A 23,947-nucleotide genomic window follows, 5' to 3' on the forward strand; every position below is an offset into this window, starting at 1 on the left:
GGAGCTGCGGCCGGGGCTTGCGCGCAGGCCTCGGCCGTTGCGTCAGATACAAAGTGTGACAAAAATGGCACGGCAGTCACTTCCTATGGAAAGGCTGCGTGACAAGAACGGCACCTGGCGCTGCCCCGGGGAGCGATTCGCCGCCCATCCCCTTGTCTCTGCTGTCCCGACTGCCTGTGTTTGCCTGGGCGCGGTTATTGCTTGAAATCCACCCAATACTGAGTGGAAAAACAGCAAGTGGGACGAAAAACCTCGGCGCGGCGGATGGGTGGATGGCGTACCGATGGCTTGTGGGGCGGATTGGTGGCATTGGCTGTTGCAGGCCTGTGCGCAATGACGGGCGCATCGCTCACGCTTGAACTCAAGCTCTACGACGCGGCCATCCGCACCTCGTCACCCGCCCCGCTGGCCGACGTGGTGATTGTGGGCATGGACGATGCCAGCTTGGCAGCACTGGGTCCGTGGCCCTGGTCGCGCGACATCCATGCCCGCTTGATTGATCGCCTCTCAGCAGCGGGCGCCCAAACCGTTGTTTACACCCCCGCGTTCACGCAGCCCCAGAGTGACAGGGGGTTGGTTTATCTGCGAAAGATCCGCGACACCCTGTCTGCTTCGACAGAAGCAACCCCATTGACAGCCGAGCTGGGCCGCGTTGTGGGAGAGGCAGAAGCCGCACTCGACGGGGATGCGCGTCTGGCGGCATCCATCCAGCGGGCGGGCAATGTGTTCCTGGCCTCGCGGTATGAAAATGCGGGTGCTGCAGCCCCTCTGCCCGCGTACGTACGCCGCAGTACGGCACCCGACCCGGGTACGACTGCAACCACGCTGCAATCCGCGCAGCACCCCATCCCGTCGCTGGGAACGGTGGCGGCGGGAGTGGGGCATGTGTACGCAGAGCCTGACAACGACGGCCGTGTGCGCCAGATTCCCCTGCTGCTTCGCTACGACAGCGTCGGGGTGCCGTCCTTGGCGTTGCTGGCGGTACAACACAGCCTGCACCTGGGCCTGGGTGACCTTCGTGCGCTGGATGCGTCGGAGGGCTTGCGCCTGGGCGGGTTGAATATTCCCACCAATGCAGGAGTCATGCTGCGCCCCCGCTGGCAGGTGTCCGGTGACGGTGCAGGCACATTCCCAACGCTCTCGGCTGCAAGTGTGCTCGAGGGAACGGCTCCCGCCGGCAGCCTCAAGGGCAAGATCGTGCTGGTGGGCGAAATGACAGATGCGCCGGGTGCTGCCGCAGTCCGGGTGGGAGAGCGTCTCGTCCATCCCGTGGAGGTGCTTGCGCAAGCCGTGTCATCCATGCGTTTCGGATTGGGGGTGGTCGAACCGAGCTGGGCCATGCCGGTCACCTGGCTGGTGTTAGCGCTGGCGTTGCTCTATGTGGTGCTGGTGGCGCCCCGTTTGGCGCGCCCCTTGGTGGTGGCGGTGGGTGCCGGGCTCGTGCTTGCGGGTGTTGCCACGGAGTGGACCCTTTTGCGTTACGGAGGCTTGTGGCTTTCGTTGCTGTTGCCTGTTCTGGTCGTGCTGACCGGTTCCACCGTCGTGGCACTTTTGCACCGGGGGCAGCGCGGCGAAACTTCCGCGCGCTCTGCCGAAGCCGCCGAAGCCGACCGCATGATGGGCTTGGCACTGCAGGGCCAAGGGCAGCTGGACATGGCCTTTGAGCGCTTGCGCAAAGTGCCTGCCAGCAGTGCGCTTCTGGACAATCTCTACCATTTGGCGGAGGACTTCGAACGCAAGCGCCACTTCGGCAAGGCGCAGGCGGTATACGAACATATCCTGCGCCACGACCGGCACTACAAGGACGCTCGCAGCCGCTACAAGCGTGCCAAGGCACAGGCCCAAGGGGGTGCGCAAGCTTCGTTAGGCGCTGCAGACTCTTTGCCGAGCGCCTCCGCCGGAACACCCCGCCTGCCCGGTGACGCGAGCGTGGGCGTGTCCATGCTGGGGCGCTACCAGATTGACCGCGAAATTGGCAAAGGTGCCATGGGGGTGGTGTATCTGGGGCGCGATCCCAAGATCGGCCGCGTCGTGGCCATCAAGACGCTGGCCTTGGGACAGGAGTTTGAAGGCGATGCCTTGATTGATGCGCGCGCGCGGTTTTTCCGCGAAGCCGAAACTGCGGGGCGATTGCAGCATCCGAACATCGTCACCATTTTTGATGCCGGCGAGGAGCATGACTTGGCCTACATCGCCATGGAGTTCCTCAAAGGCCAGGACCTGACTCATGCTTGCGGCCAGGACCGGCTGCTGCCAGTCCCCACCGTGCTCTCCATTGCGGCCAGGGTGGCCGATGCGCTGGACTATGCCCATGCCCATAACGTGGTGCACCGCGATATCAAGCCGGCCAACATCATGTTTGACAGCGGTACCGACGCAGTGAAGGTGACAGACTTCGGCATTGCGCGCATCACGGATTCGAGCAAGACCCGTACGGGGCTCGTTCTGGGGACGCCCAGCTTCATGTCCCCGGAGCAATTGGCCGGAAAGAAGGTCGACGGGCGTTCGGATCTTTATTCGCTGGGCATCACCCTCTTCCAGTTGCTGACGGGTACGCTCCCGCTGCGGGGTGCGTCCATGACCGAGCTGATGCACAAGATTGCGAGCGTGGAGGCTCCCGATGTGCGGCAGCTGCGCCCTGAACTTTCAGCGGCTGTGGCCAAGGTGGTGGCGCTGTCGTTGCAAAAGCGCCCTGAGGCACGCTATCAGACCGGGCGGCAGTTTGCGGCGGACCTGCGGCAGACCCTGGCGGGCGACGCGCAATCCAGCCCTGAGGCAGTCGTCTATGATGCGGACCGCGATGCAACAGGGCAAGAAATGGCGGATTTTCAGGAAACCGTGATGGAGCCCCCCGCCGTGCGGGGTGCGGCAGCCCCGCCGATTTCGGGCGCCCCATGACGCACGCCTCCACATCCATGACCTACGAATTCACTGCGCGGACCGACAAGGGCCGCGTGCGTTCCAACAACGAAGACGCGGTCGCCGTTGACCGCGATGCGCAGGTCGCGATACTGGCCGATGGCATGGGCGGCTACAACGCGGGTGAGGTGGCCAGCGGTATGGCCACCACCTTCATTCGTACCGAGATGGCCCGCTGGCTGGCCCAAGCGGGCGCAAGTCCCCAGTCCACGGACGTGCGCCGGGCGCTGGAAATCTGTGTCGAGAATGCCAACCACGCCATTTTGGGGGCGTCGCTCTCCAATCCGCAGTACGCGGGCATGGGTACGACGCTGGTGGTGGCGGTGTTCCATGGCAGCCGCCTGATCCTGGGGCATATCGGCGATTCGCGCTGCTATCGCCTGCGCGATGGTGCTTTGCAGCAGATCACGCGCGACCATTCCTGGTTGCAGGAGCAGGTCGATGCAGGTCTGCTAACGGCGCAGCAGGCGGCCCTGTCTTCCAATCGGAATCTGGTGACCCGGGCCCTGGGTGTGGAGCCCAATGTGCTGATGGAAGTCAACGAGTTCCAGGTGGCGCCGAATGACCTGTTCTTGCTGTGCTCCGACGGGCTCACCGACATGGTGTCCGACTCGGATCTGGCGGAGCTGGTACGGGCGCCCATGCCTTTGGAAGAAAAAGCGACACTGCTCATTGACACCGCCAATGCCAACGGTGGTCGTGATAACGTGAGCGTGCTGCTGGTGCAGGCTGCCGCAGGAGGCAAGAAGCGTGGCCTCATGTCCCGACTGCTAGGGGCCTCTTGAGTGGCCCGAACTACAACAATTCATCACATCAGGAGTGGATCATGCCGAGAATGATCGTTTCAATCGACGGCGTTGTTATCAAGGAAGTGCAGCTGACCAAGGAGCGGACTACGCTGGGTCGGCGTCCATACAACGACATCGTGATCGACAACCTTGCGGTGAGCGGTGAACATGCGGTGCTCCACATGGTGGGAAACGATGTGGAGATTGAGGATCTGGGCAGCACGAACGGCACCTACGTGAATGCCAAGGCCGTCAAGCGCCAAGAGCTGCGCAATGGCGACACGGTCGAGGTGGGCAAGTACAAGATTCGCTTTTTGCAGGATGCTGAAGGTCAGAATTTCGAAAAGACCATGATCTTCAAGCCTGGCATGGTGCCGCCTGCGGTGGCCGCCGCCAGGCCCGCTCCCGCTGCCCCTGCGCCTGCTCCGATTTCAGCGGTGATCCGTGTCATGTCGGGCGCTGCAGCGGGGCGCGAGGTGTCCCTGCAAAAGGTCGTGACTACTATTGGCAAGCCTGGCGTGGCCGTGGCATCCATTACTAAGCGGCACCAGGGTTTTGTCTTGGCCCACGTGGAGGGGCCCGAAATGCCCCTGCTCAACGGTGTGGCCATTGGTGCTTCGCCCGTGCCTCTCAAGCACGGCGATCGCCTGGAACTGGCTGGCACCGAAATGCAGTTCGAACAGACCTGACGCCTGGCATGGGCCCGCCCCATGGTCGCGGGCCTCTGCTGACCTGAACCTTCTCTCCTTGCGCGCGGACCCATGCTGCAGTCCCTGTCGCACCTGTTCCGCCGACGCTGGCGACGCATTGCAGTCACGCTGATACCGCTGGTTTTTGCATTGCTGCATGTGGCCGATGTGCTCCACCTTCAGGTGTTGGAGAGACTGGACAACATCATCTACGACACCCGCCTGCGGGTTACCATGCCTCGCACGCTCGACGAGCGCATCGTCATCGTCGATATCGATGAGAAAAGCTTGGGGCGTGTGGGCCAATGGCCCTGGCGCAGGGACAAAATGGCCGCGCTGGTGCGCGAACTGTTTGAGCGCCAGCAAGTGTCGGTCATCGGGTTTGACGTTCTGTTTGCCGAGGCCGACGAGAGTTCAGGTCTTGGAACGTTGCAAGAGCTGGCCCAAGGCCCTCTGCGCAGCCAGCCGGCCTTCCAGGAGCAATTGAAGCGCCTGGCACCATCGCTAGACTATGACGCGCTTTTTGCGCAGTCCCTGCGTGGGCAGCCGGTGGTGCTGGGCTATTACTTGTCGGGCGAAGACCGCGACGGCATCACGAAAGGCATGCTGCCGGACCCTGCTCTCCCGTTGGAGCGCTTACGGGGCCTGCCGCTGGGCGCAACCACATGGCGCGGCTACAGCAGCAACATCGAGGCGCTGACCCGCGCAGCCCCTGCTGCGGGGTTCTTCAACTCCATCACGGACGAGGACGGGGTCGTTCGCTCCTTGCCGTTGTTGGCCGAGTACCAGGGGCAGTATTACGAGTCACTGGCCTTGGCCATGTTCCGCACAGCCATCGGGTTGCCAGAAATCCATCCGGGCTTTGTGAACCCCATACCCGTTGGGACGCATGATTTGCTGCAAAGCATCGTGTTGCGCCAGGACGGTCGCACGCTCGCCCTCCCTGTAGACCAGCAACTGGCCACCCTCATTCCATATCGGGGGCCGGGCGATGCCAAAGGTGGTTCCTTCCGGTACATCTCAGCGTCTGACGTTCTGGATGGCGTGCTCCCGCCCAGCCAACTCAAAGATCAATTGGTGCTGGTCGGGTCCACCGCGCCTGGCTTGCTCGATTTGCGTGTAACGCCGGTGGGCAGAACTTATCCCGGCGTAGAAACCCACGCCAACGTGTTGTCGGCATTCCTGGATGGCAAAAGCATCGTCCGGCCCGACTATGCCGCCGGGTTCGATGTGCTGCAACTCCTTTGCGCAGGGTTGCTGCTGGCGGTGGCGTTGCCGCTCTTGTCTGCATCGTCTGCGGTCTTGCTGAGCGCTGGCGTGGTTTCTGCGCTCGTGGGGCTCAACCTGTGGATGTACATCGCGCAGGGTTTGGCGTTGCCGCTGGCTACGGCGGTGGTGATGTCCATGCTGGCCTTTGCGCTCAACATGGCCTACGGTTATTTTGTGGAAAGCCGCTCCAAGCGCGAACTCGCAGCGCTGTTCAGCGCCTATGTGCCTCCAGAGCTGGTGGCCGAAATGGTCAAGCAGCCGGAGCACTACAGCATGCAGGCCACCAACCGGGAGCTGACGGTGATGTTCTGCGACATGCGCGGCTTCACCGCCATGTCCGAGCGGATGGAGCCTTTGCAACTGCAAGGGTTGTTGAATGAAGTGTTTAGCAAGCTCACTCATATCATCCGCAGCCACCGAGGCACCATCGACAAATACATGGGCGACTGCGTCATGGCGTTTTGGGGGGCTCCTGTGGCTACACCAGACCACGCGCAGTTGGCAGTGACTGCGGCCTTGGAAATGTCGCAGGCCATTGGGCAAATCAACGCCGATCATCGCCAGCGCGGCCTGCCCGAGATCGGAGTGGGCATTGGGCTCAATACGGGCGTCATGTGCGTGGGCGATATGGGCTCGGACATCCGGCGCAGTTACACAGTCATCGGGGATGCGGTCAACCTTGGCTCGCGTCTGGAAGGGCTGTCCAAACACTACGGCACGTCGATCGTGGTGAGTGAATCTGCCGTGCAGCTCGCCCCTCAGTTTGTTTGGCAGGCAATGGATCGCGTTCGCGTCAAGGGCAAGGCGCAGGCCGTACCCATTTATCAGCCGCTGGCGCCCCGGGATCAGCTACCCGCCGAACTCGCCGAAGAACTGGTGGTATGGGAGGGTTTTCTGCGAGCCTATGCGGCACAGGAATGGGCACAATGCGACAAGCTGATGGCGCAGTTGCGAGGCCTCAGACCTCGTTGCACTCTCTACGAGTTGTATGCTGCACGGGTCGAAGGCCTGCGTGGGTTGCCTTTCAATCCTGACTGGGACAGCGCCACCAATTTCGACACCAAGTAGAAGGCTCTACATGAAGGTTCGCGTGCTGGGATGTTCCGGCGCTATCGCCAAGGACTGTCGCACGACATCGTTCTTGATCGGTGACAGCATCTTGCTCGATGCCGGCACCGGCGTGGGCGACCTGACGCTGGAAGAGATGGGCAAGATTGACCATGTACTCCTGACCCATTCCCACCTTGACCACATCGCCGCGCTGCCCCTGATGCTCGACGCGGTGTCGTCACAGCGCCGTCACCCGGTGCAAGTGCACGCCCTTGCTGCCACCATCTCTGCGCTTCAGACTCATGTCTTCAACAACGTCATCTGGCCGGATTTCAGCGCGATACCGTCTGCTGCATCCCCATTTCTGCAGTACCAGGCTTTTGTATGCGGTGACGTACTGAGCATCGCAGGGGTTGAGATCGAAGTGCTGCCGGCCCACCATACGGTCCCCGCCGTGGGGTTTGCTGTGCTTGGTGATGCCGGCTGGTGGGTATTCAGCGGGGATACCGGGCGTAATCCAACGTTTTGGGCTCGAATCAACACATTGAAGGTGGCTTGTTTGGTGATCGAAACAGCCTTCAGCAATCGTGAAAGCGATCTGGCCCGACGGAGCCTGCACCTCTCCCCCGAGACCTTGGCGCATGAACTGGCTCATATCGCTCCAACTGTCCGTTACCCCGTCTACATCACGCACACCAAGCCGTCGGAGACCTCGCTCATCATTGATGAAATCAAGCGGTTTGACTCCAGTACAAGCACCAGTCAAAGCCAGCATGACATTCGTTGGTTGACTGCAGGCCAGACGATGCAGTTGTGAGCGAGGCATGTTTGAGGGTGACAATACTGGGCGACAAAAATGTAAATATCTCAACGTCCTGAGGCCATTTGTCAGTCAAACTTGAAGTAGGACGGCCGATGCCGTTGAATAGGTGTGCCAACTTTGCTGGGTGCAAGGGGCTCATTTAGAAATGCCGTGAGGGAATTGCTTGACTTTTTATGTTGCAGTCGGGGTCAGAAGGGCAACGATATGCATCACCAGATGCTGGATGTGACAGATAGTTCATCTGCTACTAGCAGGCACGGCGTTTGCATGGTGACTTTGCATTTGCAACTTTTCCTAGGAGTTCTTCATGAAGCGTTCTATCCAAAAGGGTTTTACCCTGATCGAACTGATGATCGTCGTTGCGATCATCGGTATTTTGGCCGCCGTGGCTTTGCCCGCGTACCAGGATTACACTATCCGCGCCAAGGTATCGGAAGTCATCCTGGCTGCGTCTCAGTGCCGCACTAGCATCACCGAAACTATCCAGACGACTTCCTCTGACAAATTGCCCGCGGCAAACAAGTGGGGCTGTGAAGCTGGTGACACTGCTGGCGCAACTGACGCGAGCGCACCCACCAAATATGTTTTGACGGTGACCACCAGTGATATTGGAGAAATTACTGTATTGACCCGTGCTGCCGCCAACGCGAAAGATTTGGGCGCTGCTGCTGACAAGCAGATTCTATTGACCCCTTACAAGACCAATACGGCGAAATTTGCCAATACTGATGTTAATCTTCAAGTTTTCAAGTGGGTCTGCGGTCCACATGGTACCAAGGCGATGCCTGAAAAGTATTTGCCCGGCTCTTGCCGTGGATAATCGGCTCGTCTAGTGGGAACGATTAAATAATCTTCCCAAATGATGATCAAGATGAGCGATGTGGCCTAGTGCCACATCGCTTTTTTTGTTAGTACCGGATTGCTGAGTTTTTTCGTGAATTCAAAGTTGCTCTCCTGGGCCATGGGCTGGTTTGGTAGTCTGTTGTGCCTCGCCATGCTATTGCCGAATCATTATCAGCCTTGGCTCAGCTTTCATCAAGAATGGTTGGCAGTGGTCGCCTTGCTGCCTCTGGCCACGTTCACGCTGTGGCAGCAGTATCGCAACCCACCGCCAGCTGTATCCTGGTCAACGCTCGCAGCCTTGTTGGGGGTAACAGTCGCATTGCTTCAATTGGTTACCAGTCGCTTGTATTTTTTCAGTGATGCTTTGATGGCGGCGTTGTATTGGTTGCTGTTGGGGGTATCTGCCATGGCGGGCCAGTACGTGGCTCAAGAGAACGTCCCGCAATCACGAGAAGCACGCCTGCAGCCTTTCTGGTGGGCATGGGTGGTTGCTGGTCTTGTTTCATGGGGCATGGCGTTACATCAATGGTTAGATTCTCCCTACTTTGGTCTATTTATTATTGATTTGCCGCCTGGAGGACGGCCATTCGCTAATCTGGCGCAGCCCAACCACTTGGCAACCGTGTTGTTGCTTTCTGTGACTGGCACTTTGTTTTTACGCGAAACCAAGCAGCTGGGACGTATAACTACTTGGGCATTGATTCTGGTTTTTTGCTTTGCGTTGGCAATGACGCAATCACGGCATGCTATTTTGGGTTTGGGGCTGTGGTGTATTGCTTTCCACGTCATGCGTACCCGCCATCGTTTGAATTTATCCAAGTGGACGCATATCGTTGTGATTGGTCTTTATGTGGGGTGCACGCTTGCTTGGCCTAAGATCAATCATTTGCTGTTGCTGATGGATAACGCGCAGTCTGTCCTGCAAAGGAGTGAGCGTGGTTTACGCCCAATTTATTGGGCTTCAGCTTTGGAGGCTATCTTCATGCGGCCCTGGGCTGGCTGGGGTTTCGGACAAATTGGTCTAGCCCAGCAAGCTATTGCGTTGAACCATCCGGCTACATATACTTTTTTCTCTAGTGCGCACAATATTGCGTTAGATCTTTTGTTATGGATGGGGGTGCCGGCAACAGTCCTTTTGTTTTTTCTGCTTTACAAGCATGCTGCGGATAGTGTGAAGTCACCAGCCTCCGCAGCACAGTGGGCTGCTTGGAGTGGGCTTGCGTGCATCATGGGTCACGCTCTGGTAGAGCTGCCGCTGTCTTTCTTGTATTTCCTTATCCCAACCGGTTTTATGTTGGGCTCGATGGTTGGAGCCGATTCTGGGCTTGCTATTGGTGGGTGGTGGAAGAATGTTCAGAAAATTTTGATAATTCTGATTAGTTTCCCAGCTGTTATTTTATTCTTAAAATTGACTGAAGAGTATTTATTTTGGGAGGAAGATTGGCGCAATGCTCGATTTCAAATGATGAAATATGAAAATGCAACGCAAGAGGCTAAACCTGAGTTGATTCTTTTGGATCAAATTGCAACCATGCATCTTGTAGCACGCCATAAACCCGAAAGAAATATGCCAGAGTCAGAGCTGAAAATATACAAACAAAATGCTGAGCGCTTTCCTAGTTCTCTCGCCCTCCTGCGATATGCCTACGCAGCAGGGTTGAATGGACAGCCGCAGGCGGCTGCTCATACGCTGCAACTTTTGTGCAGTTTGCATAAGCCTGTTATTTGCAATGCAGCCAGAAAAGAATGGGATGCTGCTTCAAAAAATGAATGGCCAGAGTTGAGTAAAATTCCTTTTCCAGATTTGAATCGTGCCGAAAGATGATTTTTAACATAAGGAGACTAGAGGCCATTTTTCGTGGGGAAAATTTGAAAACACGTGTGTTTGCTGCGGGTGTTCATCTGCTTGCTAGCCTTGTGGTGGCATTTATTGCTGCTTACGTGGTTTTCGGTCTATGGTATCCAGCTCCCTATGATGTGTTGTCGGGGGGCAAAGAGTTGTTCTGGTTGGTTGTGGGTATCGATGTAATTTTGGGTCCATTCATTACATTTCTTGTATTCAATCAAAAAAAGAGGCGCCGCGAATTATTTTTGGACTTGGCTGTAGTTGCTTTAATACAGCTTGGTGCCTTGGGCTATGGGTTGTGGACCATTTTTGTTGCTCGACCTGCATATTTGGTTTTTGAATATTCACGTTTTAGTATCGTTCACGCTGTTGACATTGATCCGAAGCGACTTGGTAACGCTCCAGAAAATTTGCGCGTAATACCTCTCGGAGGGCCACAGCTCATTGCGCTGCGCCCATTCAAAGACGCGAATGAGCAGTTCGATGCGACCGTGGAGGCGCTGGACGGAGCCCCGCTGCCGACGCGCTGTGAGCTTTGGCAGCCCTATGCGCTCGCTGTGACGCGGGTGCTTGACGCCGCCAAGCCAGCTGGGGAGCTGATGGGACGTTTCCCGCAACATGCGAATGCTATCGCCCGCGCCGTAGAGGAAGCGGGTCGACCATTCGAGGAGCTGCGCTATCTGCCAGTCCTTGGGCGCGGCAGTGCTGTATGGACTGTGTTGCTGGACTCTAAAAGTGCCGCGCCATTGGCATACCTGTCACTAGACTCTTTTTGACCAGTTGGGGCAAAGCCCTGTTGATCCTCCTGGAGCGAGTCCATTTTCAGTGCGGGCAGGTTGACGCTATATCGCAGCGTAAGTTGATCTGGCCATGGTCAAGCGCGAGTATGGTCCGAATCGGGGGCAATTTGCACCTCGCATAACGGCGACGGTGCTTAATCAATTCATTGTCGATTTGAGCGTTATTGTGAAGCTGCTGCTCTGGCGTTACCGCAGGGTGTGCAAGCTTTCGCTCTTCACGCACCGCAGCCCTTGGGGCTGCGGCCGGGCAATGCCAATGGCGATCGCTGCTCCGATATTCTGCCGAGGTAAGCCAGTTTTGGAGTCGCTCTGTATGGAGCGCGTTCCCCAAGCCCTCTCCGGATCAAGAGGGTATGGCTGACCTTGATACCGAATTCGTATGGCGTCTCGGCTTTGCCCTTGCTGTTGCATTCCACGTTGGGCGCGCTGGATGAGAAGGCCACCGGCGAGTGGTACCAATCCTTGGTGTTGGACATTTCGGGCGGGATAGACCTTTGGCGAGTTATCTCTCTGCGCGCTTCGCATTGATCAGTACGTCTTGCACGCCCTTCCGATCCACTGCTCCCAATTGATGCTTCATTCGTGTCGAGGAACCCCGAGTGCATGCTGACACCAGGGCGGGTAGCGCACGTTCCTTTTTCTCAGTGCACCCGATCTGTACGAATGAATGTCTTGCGGATAGGGGATGGCTTTTGGTGTAACGGTCATCGCCACGAAGTTTGATGTTCGCACGACTCTGTATCGCGTCAAGTCGCATCAATGCTCGGTACTGAGGCGCTACGCTGGCTTATTGAAGGGGATGTCATTTCACGCAATAAAACTCCCCGATTTGCCCCCGTGCTTTTCCACCACACGCACATCGTGGATGGACATGCCCCGATCTACGGCCTTGCACATGTCGTAGATGGTAAGCAGGGCCACTTGCACGGCAGTGAGGGCTTCCATCTCTACACCGGTCTGGCCAACGGTCTCTACCGTTGCTGAGCAAAATATGCCGACGGCGCCCAATTGCTGGGCGCTAGAAGCCTCGAATTCAATAGCGACGCGAGTCAATGCCAGCGGGTGGCACAGGGGAATCAAGTCGCTGGTTTTTTTTGCCGCCATGATGCCAGCGATGCGAGCAATGCCCAACACATCGCCTTTCTTCGCGGTGCCCGCTTCGATGACAGCCAAGGTGGCGGGCAGCATTTCTATGCGTCCACTGGCGACGGCAATACGGTGTGTGGCGGCCTTGGCGGCCACATCAACCATGTGGGCCCGGCCTTGGGCATCGAAGTGAGTAAGTGCTGACATCGCGTGATAACCGGGTGAATCGATGGGAAACAATTGAGCGAGTGGGCATCATACGGGCATGTGGAACGCTAAACACCCCCCCGAAGAACCAGGAACTAAGGTCTCCTTGGTTATTCAAAAAAAACAGCAAAAAGTGCCTATAACGCTTTTTAGTATTGCACTGAACGCTTCTTTATTAATAGCAATTGGTGTTGGTGTGGCACTTCCTGCCGTCGCACAATCTCCTCTCCCCACCCTTGGCGACTCCAGCGACCTCACCACCAGCGCCGAGCGCCGTCTGGGCGACCGCATCATCCGCGAGCTGTACAGGGACCCCGACTACGTCGATGACCCCGTTGTGGCCGACTATGTACAGGGAATCTGGCAGCCTCTCCTCTCCGCAGCCAAGTCACGTGGTGAACTCAGCGCCGAGCTTGATGAGCGCTTTGCCTGGGAAATCCTGCTGGGTCGCGACCGCACGGTGAATGCGTTTGCCCTGCCCGGCGGGTACCTAGGGGTGCATCTGGGATTGATTGGTGTGGTGGCGACACGTGATGAACTGGCCTCCGTGCTGGCGCACGAACTGAGCCATGTGACCCAGCGCCACATCTCGCGGCTGATCACGCAGCAGAGCAAGCAGACGCCGCTACTGCTCGGGGCGATGGTACTAGGCGCTCTGGCGGCCAGCAAAAACCCCGGTGCCACGCAGGCGTTGGTTGTGGGTGGTCAGGCCTTGGCCATTCAGAACCAGCTCAATTTCTCGCGGGACATGGAGCGCGAGGCGGACCGTATTGGCTACGGGCTGATGGCCCCTGCAGGCTTCGCGCCCCAGGGGTTTGTGAGCATGTTTGAAAAATTGCAGCAGGCCAACCGGCTCAATGACAATGGATCGTGGCCCTATTTGCGCAGCCATCCGCTGACCACTGAGCGCATGGCAGACATGCAGTCGCGCATCCCTCCGGGGGCAGCGTCGGCGCCTGGGGCCCCCATGCAGGCCTCCAGCGAACATGTCATGGTGGCAGCTCGGGCGCGTGTGCTGTCCAACCCTGGGGTGGATACCTTGCGCCAATGGATTGCTGAGCCCAAGGGCTCGGGTTTTCAGTCGCAGCCGCTGCCGCGACGTGCTGCCGCGCTGTATGCGGCGGCGCTGGCAAGCAGCCAGCTGCGTGATGCCGCAAGTGCGCGTCTGGTCGCTCGCCAGTTGGATGACTTGGTGCGACAGGATGCCGCCGCTCACCGCCTAGCACGCCTCCTGATGGCGGAGATCGAGTTGGCAGCGGGCGATGCTTCTGCAGCCCTGGCGTCCATGCCAGAGGCCAGCAACGCACGCAGGCCGGAGCTGGTGCTGCGTACCCAAGCACTGTTGCGCGCCAACCGAGCAGCGGACGCCACGCAGGCGTTGCAAACCTGGGTAGCAACCCACCCTAAGGATGCGACCGTATGGCAACTGCTGGCGTCAACCTGGCAAGCGCAAGGCCAGGCGTTGAGGGCGATTCGTGCAGAGGCCGAAGCGCAGGCCGCGCGGTATGACTATGCCGCTGCGGTAGACCGGTTCAAGGCCGGTCAGGAGATGGCCCGCCGAGGTGGACCTGCGGTGGACCACATTGAGGCTTCCATCATTGACACCCGCTTGCGCGCGATGGAGTCACTTCTTCGCGAACAGTCCACCGAGCGCTGATTCGATGATCAAGCCGAGCACCGAATAGATCAGCGAACCCAGCAGCGCAGCGCCAAACCCTGCGACATGGAAGCCATCCAGCACGCTGGCCGCTGCCCAGAACATGAGCGCGTTGATGACGAAAAGAAAGAGTCCGACCGTGACGATGGTGACGGGCAAGGTAAGCACGACCAGCACTGGCCGCAACACCACATTGAACAGTCCGATCACGAAGGCCGCGATCAGCGCCGAGGTGAAGCTCTTCACCTCCACACCGCTGTAGATGTAAGCCACAAACAGCAGCGATGCAGCGCTGAGCAGCCATTTCAGAAGAAGTCGCATGGCCGGAGAATAGCACTGGCCTGCACCTTTGCCATCGCTGGATGTGGCGAGCTTGCCCTCCTCAGCGGATTATTCGAGCGCCAGCACCCACAATACACCAAAGCCGGTGAGCACACTGCCGAGGGTGCCCGACAGTGACGACCAGCGCCCGTCCAGACGGCCGGCGGGCTGCACGGGCTCGGACTTGGGGCGACGTGCATCCACCACGGGTGCGGCCACTGCGCCACCGGCCTCTGCCTGAATTTGGGCCGTGAGTTCGGCCAGCGGGCCCTTGGCCACTACCGTGGTCACAGCGCCCGAAGGTGCATGCAACGTCGGGACAATTTGTGCGAACAGCTTGTCCGCCCATTTGGTGCGCCAGTTCTCACGGGTGCTGTGGCTCACCCATTTACTGACGCGGTGGGTCATGCGGGGTGCACACGCCACCAGCACCCAATGGGTGTTCGCGCTGGCGGGGCGCCCGCACAGGGGGGCCAGCACTTGCTGCGCGTACGCTGCGTCGTCCACATACACGATGACTTTGTCCATACCCACCTCCAGATGTACGGCATGCCACAGGGCGCGGTATGGCCCCCTGTGCTGCCTCAGATGCAATGCAATCCTCGCGAAACGGTCAGGTCAGTGCCCGGCCGGTGCAGAGCCGGCACTGGCGCGGCGAGCCAGAATGATCTTGCCCGCCAGCAAAACCAGCAGCGCGCCAGCCACACTCGCCCCGTACTTCACGACATCGGTCACTTCGCCGGTCACGCTATCGACGGGCATCTTGAGCATCCACTGCCACTTGTCGGGGTTGGCGAGCGCCGGGTCGGTGACCAGCATGCCGCCCGCAATCCAGCCCAGCAGCATGCCGCCCAGCGTGATGATGAGGGGAAACCGCTCCATGAGCTTGATGACCAGCTGACTCCCCCAGACGATGATCGGGATAGAGATCAGCAGGCCCAGCACCACCAGCAGGAACGAATGGTCGCCCGCATTCTGGGCCGCACCGGCAATGGCGATCACGTTGTCCACACTCATGACCAGGTCGGCCACGATGATGGTCTTGATGGCGGCCAGCAGCTTGTCGCTGCCTTGCACGTCGCCATGGCCTTCTTCATCGGGGGCCAGCAGCTTCACGCCAATCCACACCAGCAGCAGTGCGCCCACGAACTTGAGGAAGGGCAGTGCCAGCAAGGTCATTGCGAAGGCGATCAGGATCACACGCAGCACGATCGCACCGGCCGTGCCCCAGATGATGCCTTTGGTACGTTGCGCGGGAGGGAGCTTGCGGCAGGCCAGGGCAATGACCACCGCGTTGTCGCCCCCCAGCAGGATGTCGATGATGATGATCTGGCCGAGTGCGAGCCAGAATTCGGGCGAAGCCAAAAAGTCCATAAATTCCTCAATGTCAGTGGCGCGAAACGAGGATCCTGGCGCCACTGTAGCGCCGAGTCCCCCGCAGGGATAGGGGGCTTTGGGTGACCTGGTCAAGGAAGGCTTGCCCCAGACAGGGGTGCGTTGGCAAGCGAAGGGACGGCCTTGATCAGCCCACGGTGGGCCCATCAAAGGTCTTGCTCAGTTCCACACAGGCTGGTTGTGTGTGAACCCGGATTGCCGGAAGCATGGCTTCGTATTGACGACAAATCCGATGCCTTGCGCTGGCTCGGCCCGAGTGATGGCGGGTCGGCTGGCAAGGCGGGAGCTACTCCCCTTCGAGACAGCGATTGGAACATCCTCGGCGTGGCAGCGCAAGGGCTGGGGCGTTGTGGTTACTGCGTACTTCTGTGGGGCTGGTGAGGTGGCTGAGGCGGGCAGACGATGGATACCACCACTGCCAGCGTCCCTTGTGGCGGACCGCTATGATCCAGCCCCCTTCTCCTGCTGCACCGCTGCGCTTCTGCTCTCTCGCCCCGTTCCCATGGCTGCCATCCACATCACCGACATCGAAGCCGCCATCAATTACTGGCGCCACCGGGCGCCTGCATCGGCCGAGGGGCTGGGCCTGGCGCCTGAGGTCCAGGCCCTGGGGGAGGTTTACGCGCTCATGGTCTATGGCCACACCACGGAGATCGACGAGGACAGCCTGCCTCCCGCCGCCATGGCCGCATGGCAGAGCTGGTACGACACGACACCCGACACGCCCTGCATCGCCATTTGTTCCACCAGCCAGGGCGACGATCTGTGCAAAGGCTGCGGACGCACGTTCGACGAGGTGCAATTCTGGCTCTCGTTCACGCCAGCAGAAAAGCGGGGGGTGTGGCGTCGCATCACCCTGGAGCACTCGGCCTGGCGGTTCAACCGGTATGCCGAGCGGGCGGCCGAGGGGGTGACGACCCCGGGCGCCGCCAGCAGCAAGGGGGTTTAGCGCGTGGCGGGCTATGCGTCGGCCCGGCAAACCGCTAAGGTGGTGCCATGCAGCGTCTGACCCAAGCCCCGAATATCGCCATCGCGACCCTGTGGGCGGACCTGCTGTGCGAGGCAGGTATGACCGCCTCCGTTCAGCGCCAGTACCTGAGTGCCGCTGCGGGCCACCTGCCGCCCGACCAGTGCCTGCCCGAGATCTGGCTGGACCATGAAGAGCATGTTGCCCGCGCCCGGGCCTTGCTGCAGGAGCTGCAAGACCTGCCACAGCGCCACTGGGCCTGCCGCTGCGGCGAGATGGTGGAAGGCGGTTTTGAGCAGTGCTGGAATTGCGGCGCGTTCATGCCCCGCGACTGACGACACAGGACTCGTTTGCTATATATTCAATAGCTACTGAGGCATGTTGCACTAGCGCTAGTGGGCACTTTGGCTCAAAACCCCCTTACTTCCAGCGCACCGGCTCCACATGCACGCTGCCCTGCGTGCTGCTCAGGGTGATGGCCCCTTCCTGCACGGTGGCCTGCAGCTGCATGCTGCGTTCGGCCAGTTGCGCCAGCGCCTGGGAGGCTTCGGTCGGAATGCGCCACACCTGCAGCTTGTCCAGGCGCGAAAGCTTGCTCTCAATGCCTTTCCACCAGATTTCTGCGGCGTGGTTGAAGCAGTAGACGATCACGGAGTCCGCCTTGCTGCAGGCCTTGGTGAGCGGCTTGTCCTCGGGCTGGCCCACTTCGATCCACAGGCGTTTGCGGCCCGTGAAGTCGGTGAGGGACGCATCCGGGTCGTCCGGGTCCGACAGGCCCGCGCCAAACGCCAATGTGGCGTCGCCATTGCAAAGGTCGTTGAGCTGGTGCGCCTGCATGGCCAGGGCCGCCAGCCGCACCATCATGCGCTCGTCCGTCTCGCTGGGGTGGCGGGCCAGGGTGAGGGCATGGTCGGCGTAGTAGCCGTGGTCGATGTCGGCGATCTGGAGGTTCGCCTTGAAGATGGTGGATTTAATGGCCATGGATGTATCAAAAACAAGAGCTGCCAGTGCAAGTGGGTGCTTGCTTTGGCAGCTCCAGAGGTTTTAAGTGCCCACGCGATAAGCGCGGGCAGCTATCATTTTTATACGCGGCGTGCCAGCTCAGCCGCCTTGCCCACATAGCTACCGGGCGTCATAGCCAGCAAGCGGTCTTTTTCAGCCTGGGGAATTTCCAGCGACTGGATCAGCCCGTGCAGCGCCTCAGCCGTCACGGTCTTGCCGCGGGTCACTTCCTTGAGCTTTTCGTAGGCGCCCTGCACGCCAAAACGGCGCATCACGGTCTGGATGGGCTCGGCCAGCACTTCCCAGGCAGCGTCCAGGTCTTCGGCCAGGGCTTCTTCGTTGATTTCGAGTTTGTTCAGACCCGTGAGCAGCGAGGCGTAGGCCAGCGTGGCGTAGCCCAGGGCCACGCCCATGTTGCGCAGCACGGTGCTGTCGGTCAGGTCGCGCTGCCAGCGGCTGATGGGCAGCTTTTCGGACAGGTGCTTGAGCAGTGCGTTGGCCAGGCCCAGGTTGCCTTCGGCGTTCTCGAAGTCGATGGGGTTGACCTTGTGCGGCATGGTGGACGAGCCAATTTCGCCTGCCTTCAGGCGCTGCTTGAAGTAGCCCAGGCTCACATAGCCCCAGATGTCGCGCGAGAGGTCGATCAGGATGGTGTTGGCACGGGCCACGGCGTCGAACAGCTCGGCCATGTAGTCGTGCGGCTCGATCTGGATGCTGTAAGGCTGGAAGGTCAGGCCCAGGCCCAGCGGTTCGGGGGTCTCAATCACCTTCTTGCTGAAGGCTTCCCAGTCGAACTCGGGCCAGGCGGACAGGTGGGCGTTGTAATTGCCCACGGCGCCGTTCATCTTGCCCATGATCTTGACGGCGGCGATCTTCTCGCAGGCCGTTTGCAGACGCATCAGCACGTTGGCCATTTCCTTGCCCACGGTGGTGGGGCTGGCGGTCTGGCCGTGGGTGCGGCTGAGCATGGGCACATCGGCAAATGCGTGAGCCATTTCGCGCAGCTTGAGCATGATGCGGTCCAGGCCCGGCAGGATGACCTGGTCGCGGCCCGAGCGCAGCTGCAGTGCGTGGCTGGTGTTGTTGATGTCTTCGCTGGTGCAGGCAAAGTGCACGAATTCGGAGGCCTTTTCCAGCTCAGGACGGGCTTCGAACTTGCTCTTGATCCAGTATTCGACCGCCTTCACGTCGTGGTTCGTGGTCTTCTCGATCTCCTTGATGGCGGCAGCGTCGGCCTCGGAGAAGTTCTTGACCAGGCCTAGCAAGTAAGCACGTGCTCCGGTGGTGAGGGGCTTGAATTCAGCAAAACCCGCATCCGACAGCGCAATGAACCAGGCCACTTCCACCTGCACGCGGCGGTGCATGTAGCCGTGTTCGCTCATGATCGGGCGCAGGGCGGCAAGTTTGGGGGCGTAACGGCCGTCAAGCGGCGACAGGGCGGTGATGGTGGACAGGCTCATGGCGCGCCATTGTAGGCGGGGCGGGTTGGCGGGGTTTGTGGGGGCGGCGCATCAGTCAGCCTCACGCCGGGTCGCTGTCGATAGAATCAAACCCGAATTGTTCAGCATCCCCGCGCACTGGAAGACACACCATGAAATTGATCGGAGCCACCACCAGCCCCTACGTGCGCAAAGTACGTATCGTGATGGCTGAGAAAAAGCTCGACTACCAGTTCGTGCAAGAAAACGTCTGGGCAGACGACACCCACATCTCCGCCTCCAACCCCCTGGGCAAGGTGCCCTGCCTGGTAATGGAAGGCGGCGAGGCCGTGTTTGATTCGCGTGTCATCGTGGAATACCTCGACACCCTGTCGCCCGTGGGCAAGCTCATCCCCACCCAGGGCCGCGAACGTGCCGAGGTCAAGACCTGGGAGGCCCTGGCCGACGGCGTGATGGACGCCGGCATCCTGGCCCGCCTGGAAGCCACTTGGGTCCATCGCAAGGACAGCGAACGCAGCCAGGCCTGGATCGACCGCCAGTTGCTCAAGGTGAACGATGGTCTCAAGTCCATGAGCCAGGGCCTGGGCGACAAGCCCTATTGCAGCGGCATCCACCTGAGCCTGTCCGACATTGCGGTGGGCTGTGCGTTGGGCTGGCTGGAGTTCCGTTTTCCCGAGATCGCCTGGCGCAACGAATACCCCAACTTGGGCAAGCTGCTCGACAAACTGATGCAGCGCCCCAGCTTCGCTGACACCAAGCCTGCCTGACCCTGTCCTGCCGCAGCGTGCGGCGGGGCTTTGTGCCGTTCGACCCTCCGCTTGCCGTATGCTCCCGGGCGTATGAACGAGATGGTTCAAAACCCACCCCCAGGCGCTGGTACCAGGGCGACCCGCCAGCGCGCCGCACGCGAGGCCGCAGCCACCCCGGGCGCCGACCGGGTGCGCGTGAACGACCCGGACCGCACCATGGCCAACATCCTGCAGGTGGCCACGGCAGAGTTTGCGGACAAGGGCCTGGCAGGGGCGCGCATCGACGAGATTGCGGCACTGACCAGCACCAGCAAGCGCATGATCTATTACTACTTCGGTAGCAAGGAAGGTCTGTATGTGGCGGTGCTGGAGGATGCCTACCGGCGCATCCGCCGCATCGAGTCCGAACTGCACCTCGAAGACCTGGCGCCCGAGCAGGCGCTGCGCACCCTGGTCGGCTTCACGGTGGACTACCAGCTCGCCAACCCCGACTTCATCCGCCTGGTGATGAACGAGAACATGCACCGGGGCGAGTACATCACCCAATCGGCCACGATCCAGGAACTGAACATCCCGGTCATCCATGCCGTGCGCGATGTGTACCAGCGCGGCGTGGCGGCGGGGGTTTTTCGTCCGGATGTGGACCCGGTCGATCTGCACATGTCGATCTCCGCCCTGTGCTTTTTCAACGTGGCCAACCGCCACACCTTTGGCGCGATCTTCAAGCGCTCGCTGGACACGCCTGCCGCCACGGCGCAACGCCGTGAATCGATCATTGAAATGATCGTGCGCTTTCTGCGGCCCTGATTCGCATTTCTCCGACGCATTGCGCGCCTTGACCGTGCGGTGCTCCCGGACATCGGAGCCGGGGGCGCTCTGCGTCTGGCGCCGTGCGTCCCTACATTGCAGCCTTTCCCGCATGGCCTGACCGCCGCCAACGAGCAGGGTTTGCACCTAGATCAAATACTAACCAGTTCGTACAAAATTTAAAAACAGCAACCGATAACGACTGGAGACACCATGCTTGCATTGGCCGACCGCTGGCTCGGGCGATACACCCGCGCACTCGACATGCTTTCCGGCCTGTGCCTGGCCATCATGGTGGTGCTGGTGTTCGGCAACGTGGTGCTGCGCTACACCATGAACTCGGGCATCACGGTGTCCGAAGAGCTGTCGCGATGGCTGTTTGTGTGGCTGACCTTCATGGGAGCCGTGGTGGCTTTGCGGGAGCACGGACACCTGGGTACCGACGTGCTGGTGTCCCGCCTGCCTGCGGTGGGCAAAAAGGTCTGTCTGGTTCTGGCGCAGGTCGCCATGCTGTATGTCTCCTGGCTGCTGCTCAAGGGCAGTTGGGCGCAGATGGTGATCAATGCAGACACCGAAGCACCGGTCACGGGGGCATCGGTGGGCATCTTCTACGCGAGCGGTGTGCTCATGGGCGGGTCCGCCATTGCCATCTTGCTGCGTGATCTGCTGCGCACGCTGTTTGTGCCGCTGAGCGACAACGAACTGGTCATGGTGCAGGAAAGCGAAGAACTCGCAGCGCTGCAACACCGCACGGAAGACGCCAGTGCAACCCCTCCCTCGGCAGGCCCGCGCCCCTGATCCCCCTTTTGCACTGGAACGCGCACCATGACCGTCACCATCTTCCTGGGCTCCCTGCTGCTTGCCATGGCGATCGGCGTCCCCATCGCCTACGCGCTGCTGATCTGCGGCGTGGCGCTGATGTGGCATCTGGACCTGTTCGACGCGCAGATCCTGGCGCAGAACGTGATCAACGGCGCGGACAGCTTTCCGCTGCTGGCGGTGCCCTTTTTCATGCTGGCGGGCGAGATCATGAATGTGGGCGGGCTGTCCAAGCGCATCGTGAAGCTGGCGCTCACCGTGGTGGGCCATGTCCCCGGCGGCCTGGGCTATGTGGCCATCATGGCGGCCGTGATCCTGGCGGCCGTGTCGGGCTCGGCCGTGGCGGATGCGGCGGCCTTGGCGTCGCTGCTGCTGCCGATGATGGTGGCGGCTGGGCACAACAAGGAGCGCTCGGCGGGCCTGATTGCCTCTGCCGGGATCATCGCGCCAGTGATCCCTCCCTCCATCGGTTTTGTGATCTTTGGCGTGGCCGCCAACGTGTCCATCAGCAAGCTGTTCCTGGCGGGCATTGTTCCTGGCGTGCTGCTGGGGCTCTCGCTGGCCGTGACGTGGTGGTGGCTGGTGCGGCGCGAGAACGTGGCGCCGCCCAAGCGGGCCACGCGCGCCGAGCTGCTGCTGGCACTGCGCGAGGCCGTGTGGGCCCTGGGCCTGCCCATCATCATCCTGGTGGGCCTGCGCATGGGCGTATTCACGCCGACAGAAGCCGCTGTGGTGGCCGCCGTCTACTCACTGTTTGTCGCGATGGTGGTGTACCGCGAGTTGACCCTGCGCCAGTTGGTGGAGATCTTCCAGACCTCTGCACGCACCAGCGCCGTGGTGATGTTCCTGGTCGCTGCCGCCATGGTGTCTGCCTGGCTCATTACCGTGGCCGATCTTCCGTCTGCCGTCATCGGCATGCTGGAGCCCTTCATGGGCAACCAGACGCTGTTGCTGATCGCGATCATGGTGCTGGTCATGGTGGTGGGCACCGCGATGGACATGACGCCCACCATCCTCATCCTCACGCCCGTGCTGATGCCGGTGGTCAAGGCAGCCGGCATTGACCCGGTGTACTTCGGCGTGCTGTTCATTATCAACAACGCCATTGGCCTCATCACACCGCCCGTGGGCACCGTGCTCAACGTGGTGGCCGGGGTGGGCCGCATTTCCATGTCGCAGGTCACCCGGGGCGTCATGCCCTTCATGGTGGCGCAGTTCATCGTCATGTTCCTGCTGGTGCTGTTCCCGTCGATCGTCCTCGTGCCCCTGCGCCTGCTGGGGGGCTGACCCCACCCTTCCGCGCCTACCGTTTCTGCCTGCCCAAAAACCCAAGGAGACCATTCCATGAAGCTGCTCAAGACCCTGCTCGCCACGGCCCTCATCGCTGCATCGCTGCTGCCCGCCGCGCAGGCGCAGGAACGCACCATCAAGTTCGCCTTCCAGAACCAGAAGGACCACCCCCAGGCCCAGGGCGCGCAAAAGTTCGCCGACCTGGTGGCGGCCAAGACCAACGGCCGCATTGCCGTGAAGCTCTTCCCCGGCGGCACGCTCGGCGGCGACCTGCAGACGGTGTCGGCGCTCCAAGGTGGCACGGTGGAGATGACGGTGCTCAACGCCGGCATCCTGTCCGCCCAGGCCAAGGAATTCGGCATCTACGACTTCCCCTTCCTGTTCGCTACGCCCCAAGAGGCTGATGCCGTGACCGACGGCCCCTTCGGCAAGAAACTGCTCGACAAGCTGCAGGCCAAGAACCTGATCGGCCTGGGCTACTGGGAGCTGGGCTTTCGCAACCTCACCAACAGCAAGCGCCCCATCACCAAGGCCGAAGACATTGCGGGCCTCAAGATCCGCGTGATCCAGTCGCCCATCTACATCGACATGTTCAACGCGCTGGGCGCCAACGCCGTTCCCATGCCGTTCCCCGAGCTGTACACCGCCATGGAGCAGAAGGCCGTCGACGGCCAGGAGAACCCGTTCTCCACCATCCTGTCGTCCAAGTTTGCGGAGGTGCAGAAATACCTGACCGTCACGCGCCACATGTACAACCCCCAGGCCGTGATCGTGAGCAAGAAGTTCTGGGACAGCCTGAACCCTGCTGACCAGAAGGCGCTCACCGACGCCATGGCCGAGGCCACCACCTTCCAGCGCGGTGTGTCGCGCGTGCAGGCCAACGTGGCGCTGGAAGACCTCAAGAAGGCGGGCATGCAGGTGTCCGAGTTCTCGCCCGCCGAGCTGGACAAGCTGCGCGCCAAGGTCAAGCCCGTGGTCGAAAAGCACAGCGAAAAAGTGGGCGCCGAGACGGTGAAAGAGGTCTACGCCACGCTGGCCAAGCTGCGCGGCGGCAAGTAAGCCCCACGCTGCCCTCCTCGCACGGCCGCCCATGGCCTGGCCACGCCCGGCCGTGCATTCACCCCGTATTCCGCCCGCCCCATGAGCACCCAGCTGCTTGATCCCCCGGTCACCACACCCAC

General features: G+C 60.6%; 22 protein-coding genes. 16 read left to right on the plus strand and 6 right to left on the minus strand.

Annotated features, from left to right (window positions below):
- Positions 1 to 264 precede the first annotated feature (264 nt).
- The 8 genes from ACODSM_RS01685 (at position 265) to tfpZ (ending at position 11,003) form a co-directional block, all read left to right on the plus strand.
- Entirely contained in the window at positions 265 to 2,898 is a 2,634-nt protein-coding gene (locus ACODSM_RS01685) for a CHASE2 domain-containing serine/threonine-protein kinase (RefSeq protein ID WP_488804132.1), read from the plus strand.
- A 17-nt stretch (positions 2,899 to 2,915) separates the two neighbouring features.
- Positions 2,916 to 3,704: a Stp1/IreP family PP2C-type Ser/Thr phosphatase gene (locus ACODSM_RS01690; RefSeq protein ID WP_015016291.1), complete on the plus strand. Its 789-nt coding sequence runs from the start codon at positions 2,916 to 2,918 to the stop codon at positions 3,702 to 3,704.
- A gap of 41 nt (positions 3,705 to 3,745) precedes the next feature.
- Entirely contained in the window at positions 3,746 to 4,396 is a 651-nt protein-coding gene (locus ACODSM_RS01695; protein ID WP_488804133.1) for an FHA domain-containing protein, read from the plus strand.
- A gap of 72 nt (positions 4,397 to 4,468) precedes the next feature.
- On the plus strand, positions 4,469 to 6,733 hold the full coding sequence (locus ACODSM_RS01700; protein ID WP_488804134.1) for a CHASE2 domain-containing protein: 2,265 nt from the start codon (positions 4,469 to 4,471) through the stop codon (positions 6,731 to 6,733).
- Positions 6,734 to 6,743: 10 nt separating this feature from the next.
- Positions 6,744 to 7,532 carry a 3',5'-cyclic-nucleotide phosphodiesterase gene (locus ACODSM_RS01705; protein ID WP_488804135.1) on the plus strand — a complete coding sequence of 263 codons (789 nt, stop codon included), beginning with the start codon at positions 6,744 to 6,746 and terminating at the stop codon, positions 7,530 to 7,532.
- A gap of 313 nt (positions 7,533 to 7,845) precedes the next feature.
- Positions 7,846 to 8,358, plus strand: a complete 513-nt coding sequence (locus ACODSM_RS01710) for a pilin (protein WP_488804136.1) — start codon at positions 7,846 to 7,848, stop codon at positions 8,356 to 8,358.
- A gap of 114 nt (positions 8,359 to 8,472) precedes the next feature.
- Complete coding sequence (locus ACODSM_RS01715) at positions 8,473 to 10,206, plus strand: PglL family O-oligosaccharyltransferase (protein ID WP_488804137.1); 1,734 nt, start codon at positions 8,473 to 8,475, stop codon at positions 10,204 to 10,206.
- Positions 10,203 to 11,003 carry a TfpX/TfpZ family type IV pilin accessory protein gene (gene tfpZ, locus ACODSM_RS01720; protein WP_488804138.1) on the plus strand — a complete coding sequence of 267 codons (801 nt, stop codon included), beginning with the start codon at positions 10,203 to 10,205 and terminating at the stop codon, positions 11,001 to 11,003. The genes ACODSM_RS01715 and tfpZ overlap by 4 nt, the downstream gene beginning before the upstream one ends.
- 831 nt (positions 11,004 to 11,834) lie before the next feature.
- On the opposite strand, the gene moaC is transcribed toward tfpZ, so the two are convergent.
- Complete coding sequence (moaC, locus tag ACODSM_RS01725) at positions 11,835 to 12,320, minus strand: cyclic pyranopterin monophosphate synthase MoaC (RefSeq protein ID WP_488804139.1); 486 nt, start codon at positions 12,318 to 12,320, stop codon at positions 11,835 to 11,837.
- Between the two features lie 58 nt (positions 12,321 to 12,378).
- Here moaC and ACODSM_RS01730 point away from each other — a divergent pair, with 58 nt between their 5' ends.
- A complete protein-coding gene (locus ACODSM_RS01730; RefSeq protein WP_488804140.1) occupies positions 12,379 to 13,977 on the plus strand; it encodes a M48 family metalloprotease in 1,599 nt (532 codons plus the stop codon).
- On the opposite strand, the gene ACODSM_RS01735 is transcribed toward ACODSM_RS01730, so the two are convergent.
- The 3 genes from ACODSM_RS01735 to ACODSM_RS01745 all read right to left on the minus strand — a co-directional run bounded on the left by ACODSM_RS01735 (position 13,945) and on the right by ACODSM_RS01745 (position 15,672).
- A complete protein-coding gene (locus tag ACODSM_RS01735; protein ID WP_295936727.1) occupies positions 13,945 to 14,298 on the minus strand; it encodes a phage holin family protein in 354 nt (117 codons plus the stop codon). The genes ACODSM_RS01730 and ACODSM_RS01735 overlap by 33 nt on opposite strands.
- 69 nt (positions 14,299 to 14,367) lie before the next feature.
- Positions 14,368 to 14,826, minus strand: coding sequence for a hypothetical protein (locus ACODSM_RS01740; protein ID WP_295936730.1), 459 nt, complete (start codon positions 14,824 to 14,826; stop codon positions 14,368 to 14,370).
- 90 nt (positions 14,827 to 14,916) lie between these two features.
- A complete protein-coding gene (locus ACODSM_RS01745; protein ID WP_015016280.1) occupies positions 14,917 to 15,672 on the minus strand; it encodes a TerC family protein in 756 nt (251 codons plus the stop codon).
- 523 nt (positions 15,673 to 16,195) lie between these two features.
- Here ACODSM_RS01745 and ACODSM_RS01750 point away from each other — a divergent pair.
- Together ACODSM_RS01750 and ACODSM_RS01755 are read left to right on the plus strand one after the other, a co-directional pair.
- Complete coding sequence (locus tag ACODSM_RS01750) at positions 16,196 to 16,642, plus strand: DUF3717 domain-containing protein (protein ID WP_015016279.1); 447 nt, start codon at positions 16,196 to 16,198, stop codon at positions 16,640 to 16,642.
- Positions 16,643 to 16,689: 47 nt separating this feature from the next.
- The gene (locus ACODSM_RS01755) at positions 16,690 to 16,995 is read left to right on the plus strand and encodes a putative signal transducing protein (protein ID WP_488804141.1); all 306 of its coding nucleotides are present in this window, start codon (positions 16,690 to 16,692) and stop codon (positions 16,993 to 16,995) included.
- 85 nt (positions 16,996 to 17,080) lie between these two features.
- On the opposite strand, the gene ACODSM_RS01760 is transcribed toward ACODSM_RS01755, so the two are convergent.
- Positions 17,081 to 17,641 (minus strand): YaeQ family protein, encoded by a 561-nt coding sequence (locus ACODSM_RS01760; protein WP_015016277.1) that lies wholly within the window; start codon positions 17,639 to 17,641, stop codon positions 17,081 to 17,083.
- A 101-nt stretch (positions 17,642 to 17,742) separates the two neighbouring features.
- Positions 17,743 to 19,122 carry an adenylosuccinate lyase gene (purB, locus tag ACODSM_RS01765; RefSeq protein WP_209816827.1) on the minus strand — a complete coding sequence of 460 codons (1,380 nt, stop codon included), beginning with the start codon at positions 19,120 to 19,122 and terminating at the stop codon, positions 17,743 to 17,745.
- Between the two features lie 131 nt (positions 19,123 to 19,253).
- On the opposite strand from purB, the gene ACODSM_RS01770 reads away from it, so the two are divergent.
- From ACODSM_RS01770 to ACODSM_RS01790, 5 genes are all read left to right on the plus strand, one after another.
- Positions 19,254 to 19,868 (plus strand): glutathione S-transferase N-terminal domain-containing protein, encoded by a 615-nt coding sequence (locus ACODSM_RS01770; protein ID WP_056643959.1) that lies wholly within the window; start codon positions 19,254 to 19,256, stop codon positions 19,866 to 19,868.
- A 72-nt stretch (positions 19,869 to 19,940) separates the two neighbouring features.
- Positions 19,941 to 20,657 (plus strand): TetR/AcrR family transcriptional regulator, encoded by a 717-nt coding sequence (locus ACODSM_RS01775; protein ID WP_060985481.1) that lies wholly within the window; start codon positions 19,941 to 19,943, stop codon positions 20,655 to 20,657.
- A gap of 213 nt (positions 20,658 to 20,870) precedes the next feature.
- The gene (locus tag ACODSM_RS01780) at positions 20,871 to 21,455 is read left to right on the plus strand and encodes a TRAP transporter small permease (RefSeq protein WP_488804142.1); all 585 of its coding nucleotides are present in this window, start codon (positions 20,871 to 20,873) and stop codon (positions 21,453 to 21,455) included.
- 27 nt (positions 21,456 to 21,482) lie between these two features.
- Positions 21,483 to 22,763: a TRAP transporter large permease gene (locus tag ACODSM_RS01785; protein ID WP_260668909.1), complete on the plus strand. Its 1,281-nt coding sequence runs from the start codon at positions 21,483 to 21,485 to the stop codon at positions 22,761 to 22,763.
- Positions 22,764 to 22,820: 57 nt separating this feature from the next.
- Complete coding sequence (locus ACODSM_RS01790) at positions 22,821 to 23,825, plus strand: TRAP transporter substrate-binding protein (RefSeq protein ID WP_488804143.1); 1,005 nt, start codon at positions 22,821 to 22,823, stop codon at positions 23,823 to 23,825.
- The last annotated feature ends 122 nt before the right edge of the window (positions 23,826 to 23,947 follow it).

Source organism: Acidovorax sp. FG42 (assembly GCF_057809195.1).

What these genes read in the sequence shown, in the direction of transcription:
- ACODSM_RS01740 (WP_295936730.1), bottom strand. Translation starts at nt 14,826, where the DNA reads ATGGACAAAGTCATCGTGTATGTGGACGACGCAGCGTACGCGCAGCAA.
- moaC (WP_488804139.1), bottom strand. Translation starts at nt 12,320, where the DNA reads ATGTCAGCACTTACTCACTTCGATGCCCAAGGCCGGGCCCACATGGTT.
- ACODSM_RS01685 (WP_488804132.1), top strand. Translation starts at nt 265, where the DNA reads ATGGGTGGATGGCGTACCGATGGCTTGTGGGGCGGATTGGTGGCATTG.
- purB (WP_209816827.1), bottom strand. Translation starts at nt 19,122, where the DNA reads ATGAGCCTGTCCACCATCACCGCCCTGTCGCCGCTTGACGGCCGTTAC.
- ACODSM_RS01690 (WP_015016291.1), top strand. Translation starts at nt 2,916, where the DNA reads ATGACCTACGAATTCACTGCGCGGACCGACAAGGGCCGCGTGCGTTCC.
- ACODSM_RS01750 (WP_015016279.1), top strand. Translation starts at nt 16,196, where the DNA reads ATGGCTGCCATCCACATCACCGACATCGAAGCCGCCATCAATTACTGG.
- ACODSM_RS01700 (WP_488804134.1), top strand. Translation starts at nt 4,469, where the DNA reads ATGCTGCAGTCCCTGTCGCACCTGTTCCGCCGACGCTGGCGACGCATT.
- ACODSM_RS01760 (WP_015016277.1), bottom strand. Translation starts at nt 17,641, where the DNA reads ATGGCCATTAAATCCACCATCTTCAAGGCGAACCTCCAGATCGCCGAC.
- ACODSM_RS01780 (WP_488804142.1), top strand. Translation starts at nt 20,871, where the DNA reads ATGCTTGCATTGGCCGACCGCTGGCTCGGGCGATACACCCGCGCACTC.
- ACODSM_RS01735 (WP_295936727.1), bottom strand. Translation starts at nt 14,298, where the DNA reads ATGCGACTTCTTCTGAAATGGCTGCTCAGCGCTGCATCGCTGCTGTTT.
- ACODSM_RS01790 (WP_488804143.1), top strand. Translation starts at nt 22,821, where the DNA reads ATGAAGCTGCTCAAGACCCTGCTCGCCACGGCCCTCATCGCTGCATCG.
- ACODSM_RS01705 (WP_488804135.1), top strand. Translation starts at nt 6,744, where the DNA reads ATGAAGGTTCGCGTGCTGGGATGTTCCGGCGCTATCGCCAAGGACTGT.
- ACODSM_RS01710 (WP_488804136.1), top strand. Translation starts at nt 7,846, where the DNA reads ATGAAGCGTTCTATCCAAAAGGGTTTTACCCTGATCGAACTGATGATC.
- ACODSM_RS01775 (WP_060985481.1), top strand. Translation starts at nt 19,941, where the DNA reads ATGAACGAGATGGTTCAAAACCCACCCCCAGGCGCTGGTACCAGGGCG.
- ACODSM_RS01755 (WP_488804141.1), top strand. Translation starts at nt 16,690, where the DNA reads ATGCAGCGTCTGACCCAAGCCCCGAATATCGCCATCGCGACCCTGTGG.
- ACODSM_RS01785 (WP_260668909.1), top strand. Translation starts at nt 21,483, where the DNA reads ATGACCGTCACCATCTTCCTGGGCTCCCTGCTGCTTGCCATGGCGATC.
- ACODSM_RS01745 (WP_015016280.1), bottom strand. Translation starts at nt 15,672, where the DNA reads ATGGACTTTTTGGCTTCGCCCGAATTCTGGCTCGCACTCGGCCAGATC.
- ACODSM_RS01730 (WP_488804140.1), top strand. Translation starts at nt 12,379, where the DNA reads ATGTGGAACGCTAAACACCCCCCCGAAGAACCAGGAACTAAGGTCTCC.
- ACODSM_RS01695 (WP_488804133.1), top strand. Translation starts at nt 3,746, where the DNA reads ATGCCGAGAATGATCGTTTCAATCGACGGCGTTGTTATCAAGGAAGTG.
- ACODSM_RS01770 (WP_056643959.1), top strand. Translation starts at nt 19,254, where the DNA reads ATGAAATTGATCGGAGCCACCACCAGCCCCTACGTGCGCAAAGTACGT.
- tfpZ (WP_488804138.1), top strand. Translation starts at nt 10,203, where the DNA reads ATGATTTTTAACATAAGGAGACTAGAGGCCATTTTTCGTGGGGAAAAT.